The sequence below is a fragment of the Pseudohaliea sp. genome (assembly GCF_054552115.1).
Window position 1 is genome coordinate 1 of record NZ_JBTOLW010000026.1, and the last position, 18,471, is coordinate 18,471.

Here is an 18,471-nt window from a genome sequence, read left to right on the forward strand (position 1 = left end):
GCACGGGCAGACGATCTACTTCTTCGACCCGTCGGGGAACCGCAACGAGGTGTTCGCCGGCGGTGACTACACCTACCCGGACCACCCGGTGGTGACCTGGGACGCGGCGCAGCTGGGCAAGGCGATCTTCTACCACGACCGGCAGCTCAACGAGCGCTTCCTCGGCGTCGTGACCTGAGTCGTGACCTGAACAGTACCTGCCCCCATCCATTCACCAGGACGTGAGCGATCCATGGAAGAGGTAAAGCACTTCATCGCCGGGGAGTACCGCGAGTCCTCCCTCGGGCGCACCTTCGACAACATCAACCCCTGCAACGGGGAAAAAATCAGCGTGGTCCACGAAGGTGGCGAGGCAGACATCAACGCCGCCGTGACCGCTGCGCGCGACGCGCTGACCGGTGCGTGGGCCCGCATGCCCTCCGAGCAGCGCACGGAGGTGCTGCATGCCGTTGCGGACGGGGTCGAGAAGCGCTTCGACCAATTTCTCGAGGCGGAGTGCCTCGACACCGGCAAGCCGCACAGCATCGCGCGGCATATCGACATCCCGCGCGGCGCCGCCAACTTCCGGGTCTTTGCCGACGCCGTCCGCAATGTGCCGACGGAGGCCTTCCACATGGAAACGCCGGACGGCACCGGCGCCTACAATCTCGCCGTTCGCAAGCCCAAGGGCGTGATCGGGGTCATCAGCCCCTGGAACCTTCCCCTGCTGCTCATGACCTGGAAGGTCGGCCCGGCGCTGGCCTGCGGCAATACCGTGGTCGTCAAGCCGTCGGAGGAAACCCCGACCACGACGGCACTCCTCGGCGAAGTCATGAATGAGGCCGGGGTGCCGCCGGGCGTGTTCAATGTCGTGCACGGCTTCGGCCCCGACTCGGCCGGGGAGTTTCTTACCCGCCATCGCCAGGTCGATGCGATCACCTTTACCGGCGAGACCCGCACCGGTGAAGCGATCATGCGCGCGGCCGCCAGCGGGGTGCGCGACGTGTCCTTCGAGCTGGGCGGCAAGAACCCGGCGCTGGTCTTTGCCGACTGCGACATGGACCGGGCCATCGAAGGGACCCTGCGCTCCGTCTTCGCCAACTGCGGGCAGGTCTGCCTGGGCACGGAGCGCGTCTACGTGGAGCGTTCGATCTTCGACGAGTTCGTGGGCCGCCTCGCCGAGGCCGCCGGCCGCTACCGGCTGGGCCGGCCCGAGGACCCGGAAACGGACATGGGTCCCCTCGTTTCCCACGAGCACCAGCGCAAGGTTCTCTCCTACTACGAACTGGCAAAAAAAGAGGGCGCCAACGTGGTGCTCGGCGGCGGCGTGCCGGACATGCCCGGGGACCTCGCGAACGGGGCCTGGGTGGAGCCCACGATCTGGACCGGCCTGCCGGAGAGCTCGCCCATCGTCCGCGAGGAGATTTTCGGCCCCTGCTGCCACATCCAGCCCTTCGACGACGAGGAGGAGGCGATCCACCTCGCGAACGACACGCCCTACGGCCTCGCCGCCGCCATCTGGAGCCGGGACGTGTCCCGGATCCTCCGGGTCACGCCGCGTATCGAGGCGGGCATCACCTGGGCCAACGCCTGGTTCCTCCGTGACCTGCGCACGCCCTTCGGCGGCTGCAAGGCATCGGGTATCGGCCGCGAAGGCGGCGTCCATTCCCTCGAGTTCTATTCCGAGCTCCAGAACATCTGTATCAAGATTTAAGCGAGGCAACTGCATGGCAACCCTGGACAAGGCAACGGTCGAGAAGCTCGCGGAGCAACTGGAGAGCGCCGAGCTCGAGGCGCGGGACGTCCTCAAGGTCACCGACGACTACCCGGCGATGGATTACGAGGATGCCTACAACATCCAGTGGGAGATCCGCCGCCGCAAGGAGAGCCGCGGCCATCGCATCGTCGGCATGAAGATGGGGCTCACCTCCTGGGCGAAGATGGCGCAGATGGGCGTCGAGCAGCCCTGCTACGGGTTTCTCGCCGACTACTTCAGCTGCGAGAGCGGCTCGGCCATCGACACGGCGAAGCTGATTCACCCGAAGGTGGAGGCGGAGATCGCCTTCGTCACGAAAGCGCCGCTCCGGGGCCCCGGCTGCCACGTGGCCGATGTGTTCGCCGCGACGGATTTCATTCTCCCCGCCGTCGAGGTCATCGATTCCCGCTACCGCGACTTCAAGTTCGACCTGGTCAGCGTCTGTGCCGACAACAGCTCGTCCTCCCGCTTCGTGACCGGCGGCCGGCGGCTGCCGGTGGATGCCGCGGACCTGACCACCCTCGGCGTGGTCATGGAAAAGAACGGCGAGATCGTCGAGATGAGCACCGGCGCCGCCGTGCTCGGCAACCCGGCGGCCAGCGTGGCGATGCTCGCCAACATGCTCGGTGAACGCGGCGAGGAGCTTCCGGCGGGCACCTTTATCATGACCGGCGGCGTGACCGCCGCCGTCGCCGTGGAGGCCGGGGACGTCATCAACGTCCGCTACCACGAGCTCGGCAGCCTCTCCATGAGGTTCGTGTGAGCAGTGCGGTGACAGGCGCCTTTCGCGCCGGCGTCCTGCTCGTCCTGGCCGGGCTGGCGGCCTGCGAGGCACCGCTGCGACTCGACGGGGTCGAGGCCACCCGCTCGGAGCCGATCAAGCGCTACGATACGCTGCAGGGCGCCGCCTCCAACGGCGAGCAGCTGGTGATGGTCAGTTCTGCCGGGGCGGCGCTGGTCTCCACCGACGGGGGCGAGAGCTGGCGTCGCGACGAGCTGCCGGGCGCCCCCTCCCTCATCGATATCGCGGCCTGCCCCGGCGGGGAGGTCTTCGCCCTGGATTCGGGGCGGCAGGTCTGGTCCCTCCTCGGCGATGGCCGCTGGGAAAGCGAGGCGCTGCCGACGCCGGAAAGCACGCTGTCGATCCATTGCGCGCCCGGCGGCCGGCTCTGGGTGACCGCGGGCTTCGCCACGCTGCTGCAGCGGCCCGTTGCCGGTGGCGAGTGGGTGGAGGACAGCCTCGGCGACGACCTGCAGTTCACCCGCATCAAGTTCGTCGACCCCGACCACGGCTTCGCGGTGGGCGAATTCGGCACGGTGGTCCGCAGCAGCGACGGCGGTGCCAGCTGGGACTACCTGCCGCCGATTCCCAATGACTTCTACCCCATGGCCGCCGACTTCCTGGACCGCGAGACGGGCTGGGTCGGCGGGCTCGACGGCGTTGTCTGGCAAACCACGGACGGTGGACAGCACTGGGTGCGCCAGGAGACCGGCAGTGCCACGCCGATCTACCGCATCGAGGCCACCGATGCCGGTGTCGTCGCCGTGGGCGGCGCCGGCAAGTATTACGAGTACGCCGATGGCCGCTGGGTGAAACCCGGCAACGCGCCGGAGGTGCTCGCCTATTTCCGGGCAGTCGAGCTGCTCGGCAACCAACGAATCCTCCTGGCGGGGGCCGGTGGCGCCATGGCGCTGCTGGACCGGTCCGCCGCCGATCGATCCGGGGCGGGGAGCTAGCCAGTGAACAGGTTCAGTGTCATCAGCAGGTTTTTCCGCCTCATCGAGGTCTGGGTTTTCTATCACCCTAAGACCTTTCTGACCGCCATCCTTCTCGCCACGGCGTTCTTCGCCACGCGCATCCCCTATGTGCAGATGTACTCGGATTTTGCCGACCTCCTGCCCCAGGAGCATCCGTACATCCAGCTGCACAACGAGGTGAAGGACACCTTCGGTGGCGCGAACAACATCGTCATGGCGCTCTCGGTGCGCGAGGGCGACATCTTCACCACCGAGACCATGGAGCGCATCCACGAGCTGACCCAGGGTGTGGACAGCCTGCCCGGCGTCAACCACAACCTCGTGCGCAGCGTGACCCACCGGACCGTGCGCAAGACCTGGCTGACCGAGATGGGCACCATGAACTCGGAGCCCTACTTCGACCCGCTCTACCCCGAGCTCACCGCGGAGGAAGCTGCGGCACTGCGTCTCGATGTCATGAGCGACCCGTCGGTCTACGGGCTCCTCGTCTCCCCGGACCTCAAGTCCGCCCTGATCAAGGCGACCTTCAACGAGGGCCAGCTCGATTACGTGGCGATCTTCGAGCAGCTCAACGAGCTCAAGGCCTCCGTGCTGGCCGCGGACGGGCCGGCGGTCGACATCTATACCACCGGGCAGCCGGTGCTGCTCGGCTGGGTGTACAGCTATCTCGGGCAGATCATGCAGATCTTCCTGCTGACCCTGGCCATCCTGACCACGCTGCTGGTGCTCTACTTCCGGACCCGGGTCTATGGCATCGCGCTGCCGCTGGTGGGCGTCGCGATTTCCGCCACCTGGGGCCTGGGGATCGTTTCGCTGCTCGGCTACAACCTGGACCCGCTGACCCTGGTGATTCCCTTCCTGATCACCGCCCGGGCGATGTCCCACGGCATCCAGCTGGTTGAGCGCTATTACGTCGAGCTGCCCCACGCGAAGGACAATCACGACGCCGCCCGGCGCACCTTCGAGACGCTGTTCCGGCCGGGCACGCTCGGCATCATCTCGGACGCCGTCGGCCTGCTGCTGATCGCCCTGGGCTCGTCGCCCATCAACGTCAAGCTTGGCATCTATGCGTCCATCTGGGCCTCCACGGTCGTCATCACGGTGCTCATGGCCGTGCCCCTGCTGCTGTCCGTGCTGCCCATGGCGCGGCCCCGGTCCGAGGCTGCCGGCAGCGGGGGCGGCGCCTTCCGCGCCGCCGCGAACCTGGTGATCAGCCGTAAGGGATCCGCAGCCATCATTCTCTCGGCCGTTGCGGTCTATGCGGTGGGCGGCTACCTGAGTTCGAAGGTGCAGATCGGCGAGTCGGAGCCTGGCTCACCCATCCTTTATCCGGACCATGACTACAACGTGTCGTCCAAGAACATCAACGACAACTTCCCGGGCTCCGAGGAGATGTATGTCGTGGTGCGCACGGACGAGCCGGGCGGCATCAAGCGCCCCGAGGTGCTCAACGCGATCCGGGATTTCCAGCACCACATGCTGGCCGACCCGGACATGGGTGGCAGCCGCGGCATCACGGACCTCGTCCTGCAGGTCAACCAGATCCTGCATAACAACGACCCGCGCTGGGCCATCATCCCCGATGAGCCGAGCTATGTCGGCGGCCTTCTCTTCGCCTACATGGCCTCCAGTCCCATCCCGGGCGCACTCAAGGAGTTTGTCGATACGGACGAGCAGACGGCCAACATCGTCTTCTTCTACAAGGATCACAAGGGCGAAACGCTCCGCCGTGCGATCCATATGGCCAAGAGCTGGATCGAGGATCCGGCCAACCAGGTAGAGGGTATGGAAGTCCGCCTCGCCGGCGGGCCGATCGGCGTGACCGCCGCCATCAACGAGGCGGCCTACCAGAGCAACCTGGTGATTATCCCGGCGGCGATGGCGATCATCTTCCTGTTCGTGACGCTCTTCTACTGGTCGCTGCACGCGGGCTGGCTGATGCTCATGGTGATGACCTTCTGCACGGTCGCCACCTATGCCTACATGGGCCTCGTGGGCATCGGCATCGACGTCAACACCGTGCCGATCATCGCCGTCGGCATCGGGGTGGGCATCGACTACTCGATCTACATGATGGACCGGGTCCGGGAAGAGACGGCGGCGGCCGCCGGCGACCTCGAGACGGGCGTGCGCAATGCCATCGCGACCACCGGCAAGGCGATCGCCTTCACCGCCACGGCGCTCATCGGCGGCGTGGTGATGTGGGCGCTCGTTTCCAATCTCCGCTTCCAGGCCGATGCTGCGCTGCTGCTGGTGGTCATGCTGATTCTTAACGCCTGGGCGGCCGGCAACCTCGTACCGGCCTGGATCATCCGCTTCCGTCCGCGCTTCATCGCCCGGGCCAGGCCTCACCACGAGGACGATGAAGAGCAAGAGCAGGAGTCCGCGGCCCTGCCGGCCGGTGCCTGAGCCACCGGTGGGGTCGCATTGCAACGTTGTGCGGTACCACGACAAAGAGGGAAAGCCATGAAAAATAAGGTTAAGAGACTGGCCGTCGCGACATCGACGGCGCTCCTGGCGGCCGTGGCCGCCGGTGGCACGCAGGCGCAGGGCCGCTGGGACACGGCGGGTTTCATCGAGAATGCGACCTACTACCGCGACGGCTTCGGGCTGTCCAAGTCGCGCAACACGGCGCAGTTCGAGTTCAGCAAGGAATTCGGCAAGCGCGTCGGCCTCAGCAACTTCCGCGTCAGCGGGACGCTCCGCGCCACCTACGATGCCGTCTACGACCTCAACAACGATGAGTGGGGCGACAGCGCCGGGGGACCGCGCAGCTTCGAGAACTTCGGCAGCACGACGGCGCAGGCACTCTTCGGTGGCAACGGCAACTCACCCTGGGGCGCGTCCATCCTGGGCAATGCCGGCGCGGCCGCCGGCAACCCGATCCCGCCGGGTTTCCTCTTCGACGTGTCGCAGAACCCTAACGAGGGGCTCAAGGTGCTCGGCGAGGACTTCCACGACCCCAATGGCGGCGTCACCATCGGCGTCCCGGTCCGCCCCTGCAACGTGGACAGCCGCGGCTGCGGTCTCGACAACTACATGGAGTTCGATACCAACGACCTGCGCTACCCGGACTTCAACGATCAGCTCGATTTCGTGCGCGAGCTCTACATCGAGGGCAGCATCCCCACGGGGACCATGTCCGAACTCTTCCTGCGGATCGGCAAGCAGCAGGTGGTCTGGGGCCGCACGGACCTGTTCCGCGTCCTCGACATCATCAACCCGGTGGACTACCAGCGCCACAATATCTACGACGAGCTGGAGGACATCCGCATCCCGCAGTGGATGGCGACCGCCGAGTACCGCTTCGGCGCCGTGGGCGGCTTCGACGACCTCAATTTCCAGGCCGTCTGGAACTTCGACGAGTTCCGGCCGAACAACCTGGGCCAGGGGGGCGGCCCCTACAACATCCTCGACGCGGCCTCCTTCTTCCGCGCCATGAACAACTGCTGGGAGAACGGCTGCACGGTGTCTAACTTCGTGCCGGCCGCGGCCATCGGCCTCACCGACGACCCGGGCCTGCTGGCCGCGGATTTCGCGCCGGGCGTCATCGGTATCCGCGACGTCGATATGCCGAGCTGGGAGCTCGGCAACACCCAGGGCGGCGTGAAGCTCGAGGGCGTGTACAAGAGCGTCGGCTTCTCGCTCAATTACTACCACTACTTCCAGCAACTGCCGGTGCTGCGCGGCGGTATCCCCGCGATGAACGCCTTTACCGGCGAGGTCGGCAGCTGGGATCACCTGATCGCCTTCGATGTCAACTTCCCGGAGGTCGACCTCTTCGGCGGCTCCCTGGATTTCTACATCGATCCGATCAAGTCGGTGTTCCGCGTCGAGGCGGCCTACACCCAGGGCGAGGAAATCCAGAACACGCTCGATCCGCAGCTCTTTTCGGAAACGGACATGTTCCGCTGGGTGCTGGGCTGGGACCGCAACACGTTCATCCCGTTCCTGAACAAGACCCGCGCGTTCCTCATTTCCGCCCAGGTCTTCGGCGAGCACGTGCTCGACCACGAGCTGGAGCAGCGTCCCCTCGGTGTCGCGGGTATGCCGAACTGGGAGGACAACTACATCGCGACGCTGCTCATCAAGGGCTGGTACAAGTCCGACACGATCAGCCCGCAGGTCATCATGGCCTGGGATTACGAAGCCGGTGCCGGGACCATCGCACCCTCCGTGGACTGGCTGATCAACGACAACTGGCGCCTGCTCGTAGGCTTCAATATCAAGGTCGGTGATGGCATGGGTGACCAGTCCTTCGATGACTGCCGGACCTGCAACCCGTTCCCGCCGTTCACGGCATCGCCGGCGCATGCGAACCCGCTGCAGTCCGGCTCCGTCGGCCTGTCCGGCATCGAGCCCCTCGGCCGCTTCCGCGCCGGTCCGCTGGGCAGCGCCAGCCAGGAAGACGAGTTCCAGGTCACGCTGCGCTACCGCTTCTGATTCAAGATAACGACAGGGAGATAACCATGATGTTCAGGAAAACACTGCTTGCTGCCGGCATCCTGCTGGCCGGCGCCACGGGGGCCCAGGCCGCGACCATGGAAGACGTGGAGCGCTCCTTCTACCCCTACGAGAACGGTGTGCCCACCGTCGAGGGCCTGACCCCGGGCACCGTCGTCAGCGCCGCGAATGTGGACCAGTTCAGGGACGCACTGGATCCGGCGCTCTACCAGCACATCAAGGACGGCTGGGTGGAGGTCACCGTGGGTGAAACCACGTCCTTCGACCTCCACCCCAACTATGTGCAGGCGACCCGCGACGCGGTCGGCGAGGTGTCCCTCGGCGACAGCCTGGGCCAGATCAACGGCTTCGTGGCCGGCCGGCCGTTTCCGGAGGAGCCCTCCCTCGATGATCCGCGCGCGGGCGAGAAGCTCGCCTGGAACTATCGTTACGGCTACAACTGGGGTGACAACGCCGCCATCTATCCCTTCTACTGGCGCTACCGGGACCTGGAGTCCGGCAAGGTGGAGCGGACGATCAAGTTCAACTTCCACTTCCTCAACTACATGCACCGGGTGAACCAGCCGCCGGTGCCCGAGTTCGAGGACAATCCCTCGGAGCTCTTCCGCGCAATCTACGTCCAGGTGCTCGAGCCCTTCGACGTCAAGAACACGCAGCTGCTGATCCACCGGCACGATGATGACCAGCTGGCGGACAACACCTGGCTGTACCTGGGCTTCCAGCGCCGCGTGCGCCGCCTGGCCTCCGGCCAGATCACGGACTCCTTCCTGGGCTCGGACCTGATGATCGAGGACTTCGAGGGCTACAACGGCCGCCTCTCGGACATGAACTGGACCTACAAGGGCACGGAGAACGTGCTGCTGCCCTTCTACAACCACAACGACATGGAGCTCGCGACGGACCTCGAGGACCCGGAGGGCTACCAGTTCGTGGATTTCGCCGGCAAGGGCAACTGCTTCCCGGAAATCACCTGGCAGCTGCGCAAGGCCTACGTGCTCGAGTCGGATCCGGTGGACGACAACCACCCGATCAGCAAGCGCGTCCACTACGTCGACGCCCAGACCTTCACGCTGCCGCGGACCCTGATCTACGACCGCAAGGGTGACCTTTGGAAGTCCTGGACCATCGGCCAGGCGCACCCGGATCACCACCTGCCCAAGAACAAGGGCACGGGCGTGTCCATCGACGACGCGTTCTCGATGATCGACGTGCAGGCCTCGCACTGCACCACCGGCCAGTTCAAGGGCCAGGTGGATCCGGAGCTCAACCCGGTCAAGCTGTTCAGCGTGCAGAACATGCGCGCCACCGGCCGCTAGGTCCATCCAGGCCGACTGGCTCCCCTGCCGCCCGGCGGCGGGGGAGCGTTTTTTCTGTCCCCGACAGGCAAAGGACCATGAACGAACCGATCGACCTCAAATTCTTCTTCAACTTCCGCAGTCCCTACTGCTACATCGCCTCGAAGACCTTCCTGCCGGCCTTCGACGAGTTCAACATCCGCCTGCACTGGCGTCCGCTGGGCGGCTGGTCGGGCCGTTCTTCGCCGGAGCGGGCGAAGGTCAAGGTGCCGCTGACGCGCCAGGACGTGCGCCGCATCACGGCGAAGATGGGCATTCCCATGAACCCGCCGCCGATCAGCACCGACCCGACGCGGGCGGGGGCGGTGTCGCTCCTCGCCGAGGAGCGCGGCCTGCTCCGCGAGTGGATCGTGGAGACCATGCGCGCCGAGTGGGCGGAGGGCCGCGACATCGGAGACGAGGCGGTGCTCCTCGACGTGGCCACGGCCATCGGGCTGGATGCCGGCGAGACGCGCGCGGCCTGGGAGAGTGCCGATAACCTCAAGCGCCTCGATGAGCATTGGGCCGAGGCCGAGAATCTGGGCCTGATCGGCGTTCCCAGCGTGCAGATCGGCGATGAGCTGTTCTGGGGCAGTGACCGCCTCGAATACATCATCGATCACCTGACGGCGCTGCGCGCGCGCCGGATCTGACGGCCGGTCCCGAGTCTCCCATGCAGGTCTTCGAGCGAACTGACTGCCCCTTCTGCTGGAAGGTCCGCCTGGCTGCGGCGGAGCTGGGTGTTGCGCTCGACCTCGTGGCGTCCCGGCCGGGCGAGCCCCACCCGGAGGTGAGCCGGCTCAGCCCCACCGCGACCGTGCCCGTCCTCAGGGACGGCACCGTGGGGATCTGGGAGAGCGCCGTCATCTGCGGGTACCTGGATGAGCGAGCCTCCGGCGGCCTTTACGGGCGCAGCCCCGCGGCGCGCGCCGCGGTCCGTCTGTTCGAGGCGTACTCGGACCGGCTTGCCGCAGACGGGCTGCGGGACGCCGTATTCGAGCTGCGCAGCAAGGCGCCTGGCGAGCGCGATGACGGTCGCGTCGAGCAGGGCCTCGCCCTCTGGCGGGAGCGGCTGGTCGACCTCGCTGCGCGGCTGGGTGACCGGCCCTGGTTCGCCGGTGATTTTTCCCTGGCGGACTGTGCGCTCGGCCCGCGCTTCGGTGTGGCCGAGGCCTATGGCATCCATGTCTTCCGGGACCATGACAACCTCGCTGCCTGGTTCGAGCGCCTGAAAGCCCGCCCCGCCTGGCAGCAGGCCTACCCTGCCCGGTTCATTGGCCTCGAGCGAGGCTGAAACAGAGGAACAGAGCATCATGGAAACGTCGCAGATCGAGGCCCTCGGCCTGGAACTCTACGAGGCCCTGCGGGGCTGCCGGCCGGTGGCGCCGCTTACCGAGCGCTACCCCGACATCGCCCTCGAGGACGCCTACCACATCAGCCGGGCCATGCTCGCCCTGCGGGAGCAGCGCGACGGCGAGCGGGTCATCGGCAAGAAGATCGGTGTGACCAGCAAGCCCGTGCAGGACATGCTCGGTGTCTTCCAGCCCGATTTCGGCTTCCTCACGGACGCCATGGCCTTTGGCAACGGCGCGGAGATACCCGTGGCCGGGCAGCTCATCGCGCCGCGCGCCGAGGGCGAGATCGCCTTCCGCCTGCGCAGGGACCTGGTCGGCCCGGGCGTGACCGAGGCCGAGGTGCTCGAGGCTACGGAAAGCATCATGCCCTGTTTCGAGATCGTGGATTCGCGCATCGCGGACTGGAAGATCCGCATCCAGGACACGGTGGCGGATAACGCATCCTGCGGGGTCTACGTCCTTGGCGACCGGGCGGTGGATCCCCGGGATTTCGACCTGCCGAACCTGAAAATGCGCATCTACCACAATGACGAATTCCACAGTGAGGGCCTGGGCAGCGCGGTGCAGGGCAACCCGCTCACGGCGGTTGCCTGGCTGGCCAACACGCTCGGCGAGTTCGGCATTCCCTTCCGCGCGGGCGAGATCATCCTGTCGGGTTCCCTCGCGCCCCTGATTCCCGCCGCACCCGGCGATCGCTTCTCCCTCGAGCTCGAGGGCATCGGCGGCTGCCAATGCAGCTTCCGCTGAGCGGGCCCCTGGGACGGAAACAAAGCCACGGCATTCCAGCGAGAGAACACACCATGAGCCAGAAAGTGAAGGCGGCCATCATCGGCCCGGGCAATATCGGCACCGATCTCCTGACCAAGGCCATGCGCAGCGAGTTCATCGAACCGGTGTGGATGGTGGGCGTGGTCCCGGATTCCCCGGGGCTGGCCCGGGCGAGAGAAATGGGCCTGAAGACCACCGCCGAGGGCGTGGACGGTCTGGTGCCGCATATGAAGGAAGACGGTGTACAGGTGGTGTTCGATGCCACCAGCGCCTACGTGCACGCGGAGAACAGCCGCAAGGTCATTGAGCAGGGCGCGGTGATGATCGACCTGACGCCGGCCGCCATCGGCCCGTTCTGCGTGCCGCCGGTGAATCTCGCCGAGGCGGTCGCGGCGCACACCATGAACGTGAACATGGTCACCTGTGGCGGCCAGGCGACGATCCCCATGGTGGCGGCCGTGAGCCGCGTGCAACCGGTGGAATACGCGGAGATCGTCGCGACGGTGAGCTCGAAGTCCGCCGGCCCGGGCACGCGCAAGAACATCGACGAGTTCACGCGCACCACCGCCCGGGGCATCGAGAAGGTCGGCGGCGCCGCGCGCGGTAAGGCCATCATCATCATCAATCCCGCGGAGCCGCCGCTGATCATGCGCGACACTGTCCACTGCCTCACCGAGCGCGCGCCCGACGAGGCGGCGATCCGCGACTCGGTCGAGGCGATGCTGGCGGAAGTGCAGCAATACGTCCCCGGCTACACCCTGAAGAACGGCCCGGTCTTCGACGGCAACCGGGTGTCCCTCTACCTCGAGGTGGAAGGGCTCGGCGACTTCCTGCCGAAGTATGCGGGCAACCTCGACATCATGACCGCCGCGGGGCTGCGCACCGCGGAAATGTATGCCGAAGAAATCCTCGCCGGCACCTTCACTCCCGGCGCCGACGCGGCCTGACGCAAGAGGACACGACCATGGACCTTTCCGGCAAGAAGATCACCGTGCACGACATGAGCCTGCGCGACGGCATGCACGCCAAGCGCCACCAGATCTCCGTGGAGGAGATGGTGGCCATCGCGACGGCGATGGATGACGCCGGTATCCCGATGATCGAGGTGACGCATGGCGACGGCCTGGGCGGCGCGTCCGTGAACTACGGTTTCCCGGCGGCGAGCGACGAGGAATACCTGCGCGCCGTCTGTGGCGCGGTGAAGCGTACGAAGGTCTCTGCCCTGCTCCTGCCCGGCATCGGCACCGTCGACCACCTGGAGATGGCGCTGGACTGCGGGATCTCGACGATCCGCGTGGCTACGCACTGCACCGAGGCCGATGTCTCCGAACAGCACATCACCATGGCTTCGAAGATCGACGGCCTCGACACCGTGGGCTTCCTGATGATGGCGCACATGGCGACGCCGGAACAGCTGGTGGAGCAGCTCAAGCTCATGGAGGGCTACGGCGCTAACTGCGTGTACATCACCGACTCGGCGGGCTACATGCTGCCGGACGATGTGACCGCCCGCATTGCGCTCGCCCGGGAGAAGCTCGACCCGGCAACGGAGATCGGCTTCCACGGCCACCACAACCTGGGCATGGGCATCGCCAACTCCCTGGCCGCGGTGGAGGCGGGGGCGACGCGCATCGACGGTTCCCTCGCCGGCCTCGGCGCCGGCGCCGGCAACACGCCGCTCGAGGTGTTCATCGCGGTCTGCGAGCGCATGGGCGTGGAAACCGGCGTTGACCTTTTCAAGGCCATGGATGTCGCCGAGGACCTGATCGTTCCGCTCATGGAGCACATGGTGCGGGTCGATCGCGATTCGCTGACCCTGGGTTTCGCCGGCGTCTACTCCAGCTTCCTGCTGTTCGCCAAGCGCAGCGCGGAGAAATACGGCCTCTCCGCCCGGGATATCCTGGTCGAGCTGGGCCGCCGCGGCACCGTCGGCGGCCAGGAAGACATGATCGAGGACCTGGCGCTCGATATGGCTCGGGGCCGCGAGGCCTCGTGAGCACGGGCCGCGCCGGGGGCGAGGCGGTCACCGTCGTCGTTTCCCGGCGCGTGCGCCGGGGCATGGAGGAGCCTTTCGAGGCGCTCAGCGCGGCGATGACCGAGCGCGCTGCCGCTTTCCCCGGTTACCTCGGGGCGACGATGTTCCGCCCCGCGACGGCGGATGACCCGGAATACCGCATCGTCTTCAAATTCCGTGACCGGGAAACGCTGGCGGCCTGGGAGTCCTCGGCCGAGCGCGCGGAGCTGCTCGGTGAGATCGAGGCATTATTGCAGAAGCCCAGCGGACGCGAGGTGCTCTCCGGCATCGTCACCTGGTTCACCCTGCCGGGCCAGAACCCGGTGCGGCCACCACCCCGGTACAAGATGACCCTGGTCAGCTGGCTGGCGCTCTACCCCGCGGTCACGCTGGTGTTCCTGCTCTTCGGCGACCTGCTGGCGCGCCTGCCGCTGCCGCTGCGCACCCTGCTGGTGACCGCGGTGGTCATGCTGCTCATGAGCTACGTGCTGATGCCGCGGATGACTCGCTGGTTTGCCTTCTGGCTGTTTCCTGCTGACCGCGACGACGGGCGCTAGAAGCGCCAGCTGTACCCCACCGCCAGGATGTCCTGGTGCATGGTCAGGTCCGCCTCGCCGCCGCCGAAGGCGGGCGGGATGGAGCCGCTGCCCCGGCCCGTGTTTTCGAGGGCGCGCGTGTAAGCGAACGTCCACTCACCTCCCTCTTCGCCGCGCGGCCGCCAGCTCGCGCCGATGCTCGCGTGCTCGTCGATCACGCCCGGGGCGAGGATATTGATGAAGGTCTCGTTCTCGGGAATCGGCTGGTCCATGGTGCTGTAGCCGGCGCGCAGGGTGAGCGCTTCGTTGACCCGGTAGCGCGCGCCCAGCTTCCACACGTCGCGGTCCTCCCAGCCGAAACCGGGCCCGTTGTCGGCGCCGAGGGGCACGCCCGAGAGCAGCGGCGCCAGCGAATTGGCGACCGCGGGAATCTCACCATAGCGGATGTGCTGCCAGTCCGCCGCGACCGTCAGCGCGGGCGTTGCCTGCCAGCTGAGGCCCGCGCCGTAGGTCTCGGGGATATCGAAGCTGCCGCTGTCGGCGAACAGCCCCGCGTAGTCCTCGAACTCGTCCATGGAGAGTTTCGACGACCAGGTCGCGCCGAGCGCCAGGGTCGGCGCGACTTGCCCGACCCAGCCGATCTTGACGCCCCAGCCGGTGCTCTCGTCGTGGCCGAGGTCGGTGACGGCGCCGGGTTGGCTGCTGAACACGGGGTTGTCGAAGGGCCCCAGGCCACGCGCCTCGAAGCGCTGGTAGGCGCCGGTGACCGCCACGCCGAGGCTGTGGTTGCCGTGGCGCCAGGCGAGAGACGGCGTCAGGAAAACCTGGGCGAGGTCGACGCCGGCGGTGCCCGTGCCGCCGTAGGCCGCGAAGGGGTTGCTCTCGTAGCCGGTGTTCATGCCGCCGTTGCCGTAGAGTGCGACGCCCCAGCTCAGCCCGCGGTCGAGGCGCTTCGTATAGCCGAGCGCCGGCAGCAGGAACCAGGCATCGTCGTTGCCGTCGTAGCTGCCATCGGCGCCGAAGCCGTTGCCGCTGATGCGGGCGCCGCGGTCCGGCCGGAACCAGGTGGCCTCCACGTCGAAGCGGTCGCCGACCAGCGCCGTCCCGGCGGGGTTGGTGGCCGCGGCCAGGGCGTCCTGGGGCAGCGCGATGCTCACCCCGGCCATGCCCTGGGCGCGCAGGCCCACGCCGTGGGTGAAGTAGCCGTTGGTGGCCGAAACGAGGGGGGCGGCGAGTGCCGGCAGCAGGGCCAGGGCGCGGAGCGGTCGAAGCATGGGTAACTCCTGGTTCCAGGGTTGAGCGCCGGCAGCAAACGCTCCCGGGCGATGGCGGCGCGAAGCCTAACGCGGCCAGGAGCCCGGGGAAAGACGGATTCTTTCTATGCTTATGCCTGCGCCCGGGCGGGCATTCAGTTATCCACGGTGAGCAGGTATTCGGCGACGGCAAGCCGCACCGCCGGGTCGAGGTAGTCCTGCGGCGGCATCTCCGGGAAGCTCGGCCGCTTCTTCACCGGGTCGGCGATGTAGGCGGCGATACCCTCCGGGTCACCCCGGTACATGGCCTGGATCATCTCCACCGGCGGGCCGATGAGGATGCCCTTGTAGCTGTGGCAGCCGGTGCAGATACCGAGGTAGGTCAGCTTGCCCTGCTCGGCGGGGTCGATCTCCCGCGGCGGCACCGGCTCCGGCAGCAGGTAGTTGTCGATGTTGTCCGTGTTGGCGAAGGCACAGTCGGCGAAGTCGCCGAGGCCGACGGTCGTGTAGCGGTGGCGGTTGCGGATGCAGCTGTCGCGCACCTCGCCGGCGCGGACGATGTCCGGCGTGCCCCGGGTCATCGTCGCGAGCATGAGCGCGCGCACCTCGTCGATGGTGTCATAGCCGTTGTTGAGCATCAGGTTGTCGAGGATTGCGACCTGGTCCGGGGCCGGGTCGGCGTCCGGATCGGCGGTGATGTTCGAGGCGTTGGCGTGGTCCACCACCAGGATGCCCGCGGTCCGGTGGTCGCGGATGATGTTGTTCTCGATGACGACCTCGTCCGCGGCCATGATCAGCACGCCGGTGCCCGCGGGGATGCCCGCCACCGTGGAGCCCGGGGCGCCGAAGTTCGGCGTGTTGTTGTCGACGATGAAGTTGTCGCGGATGATCACGTCGCGGGTGGTCTTGATCGGCAGCCCCGGCGTGATGAAGGCGAGGATGCCGCCGGTGTTGTGATGGACGTAGTTGTTCTCGACGATGGCGTGGCGGCTGTTCTCGATCTCGATGCCGGCGACGGAGTCGAACACCTCGTTCCCGGCCACGTGGATGTTGTCGCTCATGCCCACGTAGATGGCCGCGTCCTCGATGCCGGAAACGACGTTGTCCTCGACGATGCCGTTCTGCCCCAGCTGCGGGAAGATGCCGTAGACCCCGGTGTCGATGATCAGGTTGTTGCGGATCTCGAAGTTGTTTCCCGCCTGCCCCATGATCCCGTTGCCCTTGTAGTGGGTGATCTTCAGGTTCTCCACGACGATGTCGTTGCCGGAATAGAGGATGGCGTCGTTGAGGCGCTTCTCCCCCTCCAGGGTCGGCCAGTTACCCTGCTCGATGACGCCGATGAGGCGGATGCCGTCCTTGTCGATGTAGACGGTCTCGGTGTAGGAGCCCGGGAAGATGCGGATCGTGTCTCCGGGCTCGGCGGCGTTGACCGCGGCCTGGATCGCCTCGCCCTCGCGCACCTGGTGCACCGTGCCGCCGGAACGGCGGGCGGCCGTGGCCCGCGGCTTCGCATCCGGCTCGGCGCTGCGGAAGCCGCCGCCGTAGCTGCCGCCCTCGTCGCTGGCCGCGATGATGGTGGTGGATTGCTGCTTGCCGACCCAGAGCCCGCCGCCGAAGGCGACGGCGAGGACCAGCAGCGCCAGGATGAGTTTGCCGATTTTCATGGGGCATCTCCCGTGGGGGTGGGGGCCTCGCGCGCGCTGCGCCCGCCGGCGCTGAGGCCGGAGGGCACCTGTTTCGGCACGCGGGGCAGGAAGCGTTCATCGGTCAGGGTGCGGAGGAAAGCCACCAGCTGGTCGAGTTCCCGATCGGCCAGGTCCGGGCTGACGATATGCCAGTGCAGCTGCAGCGCCTCGTCCTCGGGGACCGCGTGGCCGCGGCCGCCGTTGTAGAAGGTGACCACCTCTTCGAGGGTCTCGAAGCGGCCCGAGTGCATGTAGGGCGCGGTGCGGGCAATGTTGCGCAGCGTCGGTACCTTGAAGGCGCCGCGCAGCTTCGGGCTGGAGAAGGTGGCTTCGGCGCCGATGTCGCGGGCGAGCCCCGGCGGTTCCGGGCTGCCGATCACCGCCACCTGCTGGTTGGTGAACAGCGGTGGCGTGTGGCACTCGGCGCAGCGCGCGACGAAGGAGCGGAACACGTTGAGGCCGGCAAGCTCCTCGGCATCGAGGGCGTCGTGGTCGCCGTGGGCATAGCGGTCGTAGCGGCTGTTCAGCGACACCAGGGATGCCTCGAAGGCCGCCAGGGCCGTGTACACCTGCGCCGTATCGATGGGGCCGCTGTCGTCGCCGAAGGCGGCCCGGAACAGGGCCGGGTACGTGGCGTTGCTGCGCAGCGCCGCGAGCAGGTCGGCGGGGTTATTGCCCATCTCCTCGGGGGCGTAGAGGGGCCCCGTCAGCTGCGCTTCGAGGGAGCCGGCGCGCGCGTCCCAGAAGAAGTGCTGCAGGAAGGCGCTGTTCCAGAGCGTCGGTGCCCCCCGCGGCAGTGCCTCGCCGTGCCGGCCGGCGCTGCGCCCGCGTCCGTCGGCGAAGCCGAGGGCCGGGTCGTGACAGCTGGCGCAGGACAGTGTGCCGTCGGTGGACAGGAGCGGGTCGAAGAAGAGATAGCGGCCGAGGTCGATCTGCTGCGCGGTGAAACCGTCGCGGCGGGGCGGCAGGCCCGTACGCGTGCCGCCGACACCGCGGCCCTGGAGAGAGGGGTACGGGTCATAGAGCGTGACGAGGCGGCAGACATCCCCGGGCAGCTGCTCGAACCCCGGCGGGCACCGGTCGCTAAGGCGGAAATTCCCGGCAGAGACCGGCAGCGCAAGACACAGGAGCAGCGCGGCGAAGCGCCGCGGCCGACAGCGCTCCATGGGTCCCCCCGCAACCGGCGGGCGCTACTGGTTGGCGGCCTTGTATTCGCGGACCTGCGTGTTGAAGTCGCCGGCCACGGTCTCCTCGGCGGAAACCGCCTTGTTATAGGCCTCGACAGCCGCCGTGTAGGTCTCCGCGGCCGCATCGCGGGCGTCCTCGGTCTCGGCATCCTTGCCGGCTTTCCTGGCCGCCTCGATGCGTGCCTCCACGCACTTCATATAGTCCATGTTGGCTTCCTGGAAGGACTTCACCGCCTTCTGGCCGGCGAGCATCTCTTCCATGGATGCGTTGGCGCCATCGGGCAGCGCCGGTGCCTCCGGTGCCGTGCAGTCCGCGTGCGCGCCGGCACTCGCACAGAGCGCCACTACCAGTGCACAGGTTGTCCTCTTCATTGCAATTCCT

At 67.2% G+C, this 18,471-nt stretch carries 16 protein-coding genes; 12 read left to right on the forward strand and 4 right to left on the reverse strand.

Features of this window, described 5'->3' with window-relative positions; genetic code table 11:
• The first annotated feature begins 232 nt into the window (after nt 1–232).
• From ACX93N_RS12365 to ACX93N_RS12420, 12 genes are all read left to right on the forward strand, one after another.
• The gene (locus ACX93N_RS12365; protein WP_459428734.1) at nt 233–1,693 is read left to right on the forward strand and encodes a 2-hydroxymuconic semialdehyde dehydrogenase; all 1,461 of its coding nucleotides are present in this window, start codon (nt 233–235) and stop codon (nt 1,691–1,693) included.
• Between the two features lie 13 nt (nt 1,694–1,706).
• On the forward strand, nt 1,707–2,498 hold the full coding sequence (dmpH, locus tag ACX93N_RS12370; protein WP_459428735.1) for a 2-oxo-3-hexenedioate decarboxylase: 792 nt from the start codon (nt 1,707–1,709) through the stop codon (nt 2,496–2,498).
• Nucleotides 2,495–3,472, forward strand: coding sequence for a YCF48-related protein (locus tag ACX93N_RS12375; RefSeq protein ID WP_459428736.1), 978 nt, complete (start codon nt 2,495–2,497; stop codon nt 3,470–3,472). The genes dmpH and ACX93N_RS12375 overlap by 4 nt, the downstream gene beginning before the upstream one ends.
• Nucleotides 3,473–3,475: 3 nt before the next feature.
• Entirely contained in the window at nt 3,476–5,902 is a 2,427-nt protein-coding gene (locus ACX93N_RS12380) for an efflux RND transporter permease subunit (protein WP_459428737.1), read from the forward strand.
• Nucleotides 5,903–5,959: 57 nt separating this feature from the next.
• Complete coding sequence (locus ACX93N_RS12385; protein ID WP_459428738.1) at nt 5,960–7,936, forward strand: DUF1302 family protein; 1,977 nt, start codon at nt 5,960–5,962, stop codon at nt 7,934–7,936.
• A 26-nt stretch (nt 7,937–7,962) separates the two neighbouring features.
• Nucleotides 7,963–9,273 (forward strand): DUF1329 domain-containing protein, encoded by a 1,311-nt coding sequence (locus ACX93N_RS12390; RefSeq protein WP_459428739.1) that lies wholly within the window; start codon nt 7,963–7,965, stop codon nt 9,271–9,273.
• 77 nt (nt 9,274–9,350) lie between these two features.
• The gene (locus ACX93N_RS12395; RefSeq protein ID WP_459428740.1) at nt 9,351–9,944 is read left to right on the forward strand and encodes a DsbA family protein; all 594 of its coding nucleotides are present in this window, start codon (nt 9,351–9,353) and stop codon (nt 9,942–9,944) included.
• Nucleotides 9,945–9,964: 20 nt separating this feature from the next.
• The gene (locus ACX93N_RS12400) at nt 9,965–10,585 is read left to right on the forward strand and encodes a glutathione S-transferase family protein (RefSeq protein ID WP_459428741.1); all 621 of its coding nucleotides are present in this window, start codon (nt 9,965–9,967) and stop codon (nt 10,583–10,585) included.
• Between the two features lie 19 nt (nt 10,586–10,604).
• Nucleotides 10,605–11,393 carry a fumarylacetoacetate hydrolase family protein gene (locus ACX93N_RS12405; RefSeq protein WP_459428742.1) on the forward strand — a complete coding sequence of 263 codons (789 nt, stop codon included), beginning with the start codon at nt 10,605–10,607 and terminating at the stop codon, nt 11,391–11,393.
• A 53-nt stretch (nt 11,394–11,446) separates the two neighbouring features.
• The gene (locus tag ACX93N_RS12410; protein WP_459428743.1) at nt 11,447–12,361 is read left to right on the forward strand and encodes an acetaldehyde dehydrogenase (acetylating); all 915 of its coding nucleotides are present in this window, start codon (nt 11,447–11,449) and stop codon (nt 12,359–12,361) included.
• A gap of 17 nt (nt 12,362–12,378) precedes the next feature.
• On the forward strand, nt 12,379–13,410 hold the full coding sequence (dmpG, locus tag ACX93N_RS12415) for a 4-hydroxy-2-oxovalerate aldolase (RefSeq protein WP_459428744.1): 1,032 nt from the start codon (nt 12,379–12,381) through the stop codon (nt 13,408–13,410).
• The gene (locus ACX93N_RS12420) at nt 13,407–13,985 is read left to right on the forward strand and encodes an antibiotic biosynthesis monooxygenase (RefSeq protein ID WP_459428745.1); all 579 of its coding nucleotides are present in this window, start codon (nt 13,407–13,409) and stop codon (nt 13,983–13,985) included. Before dmpG ends, ACX93N_RS12420 begins: the two co-directional genes overlap by 4 nt.
• Here the strand turns inward: ACX93N_RS12420 and ACX93N_RS12425 are convergent.
• The 4 genes from ACX93N_RS12425 to ACX93N_RS12440 all read right to left on the reverse strand — a co-directional run bounded on the left by ACX93N_RS12425 (nt 13,982) and on the right by ACX93N_RS12440 (nt 18,461).
• A complete protein-coding gene (locus ACX93N_RS12425) occupies nt 13,982–15,238 on the reverse strand; it encodes an OmpP1/FadL family transporter (protein WP_459428746.1) in 1,257 nt (418 codons plus the stop codon). The two genes, ACX93N_RS12420 and ACX93N_RS12425, sit on opposite strands and share 4 nt — an antisense overlap.
• Nucleotides 15,239–15,372: 134 nt before the next feature.
• Entirely contained in the window at nt 15,373–16,881 is a 1,509-nt protein-coding gene (locus ACX93N_RS12430) for a parallel beta-helix domain-containing protein (protein WP_459428747.1), read from the reverse strand.
• The gene (locus ACX93N_RS12435) at nt 16,878–18,068 is read right to left on the reverse strand and encodes a cytochrome-c peroxidase (protein ID WP_459428748.1); all 1,191 of its coding nucleotides are present in this window, start codon (nt 18,066–18,068) and stop codon (nt 16,878–16,880) included. The genes ACX93N_RS12430 and ACX93N_RS12435 overlap by 4 nt, the downstream gene beginning before the upstream one ends.
• A gap of 24 nt (nt 18,069–18,092) precedes the next feature.
• Nucleotides 18,093–18,461, reverse strand: a complete 369-nt coding sequence (locus ACX93N_RS12440) for a hypothetical protein (RefSeq protein ID WP_459428749.1) — start codon at nt 18,459–18,461, stop codon at nt 18,093–18,095.
• Nucleotides 18,462–18,471 lie beyond the last annotated feature (10 nt).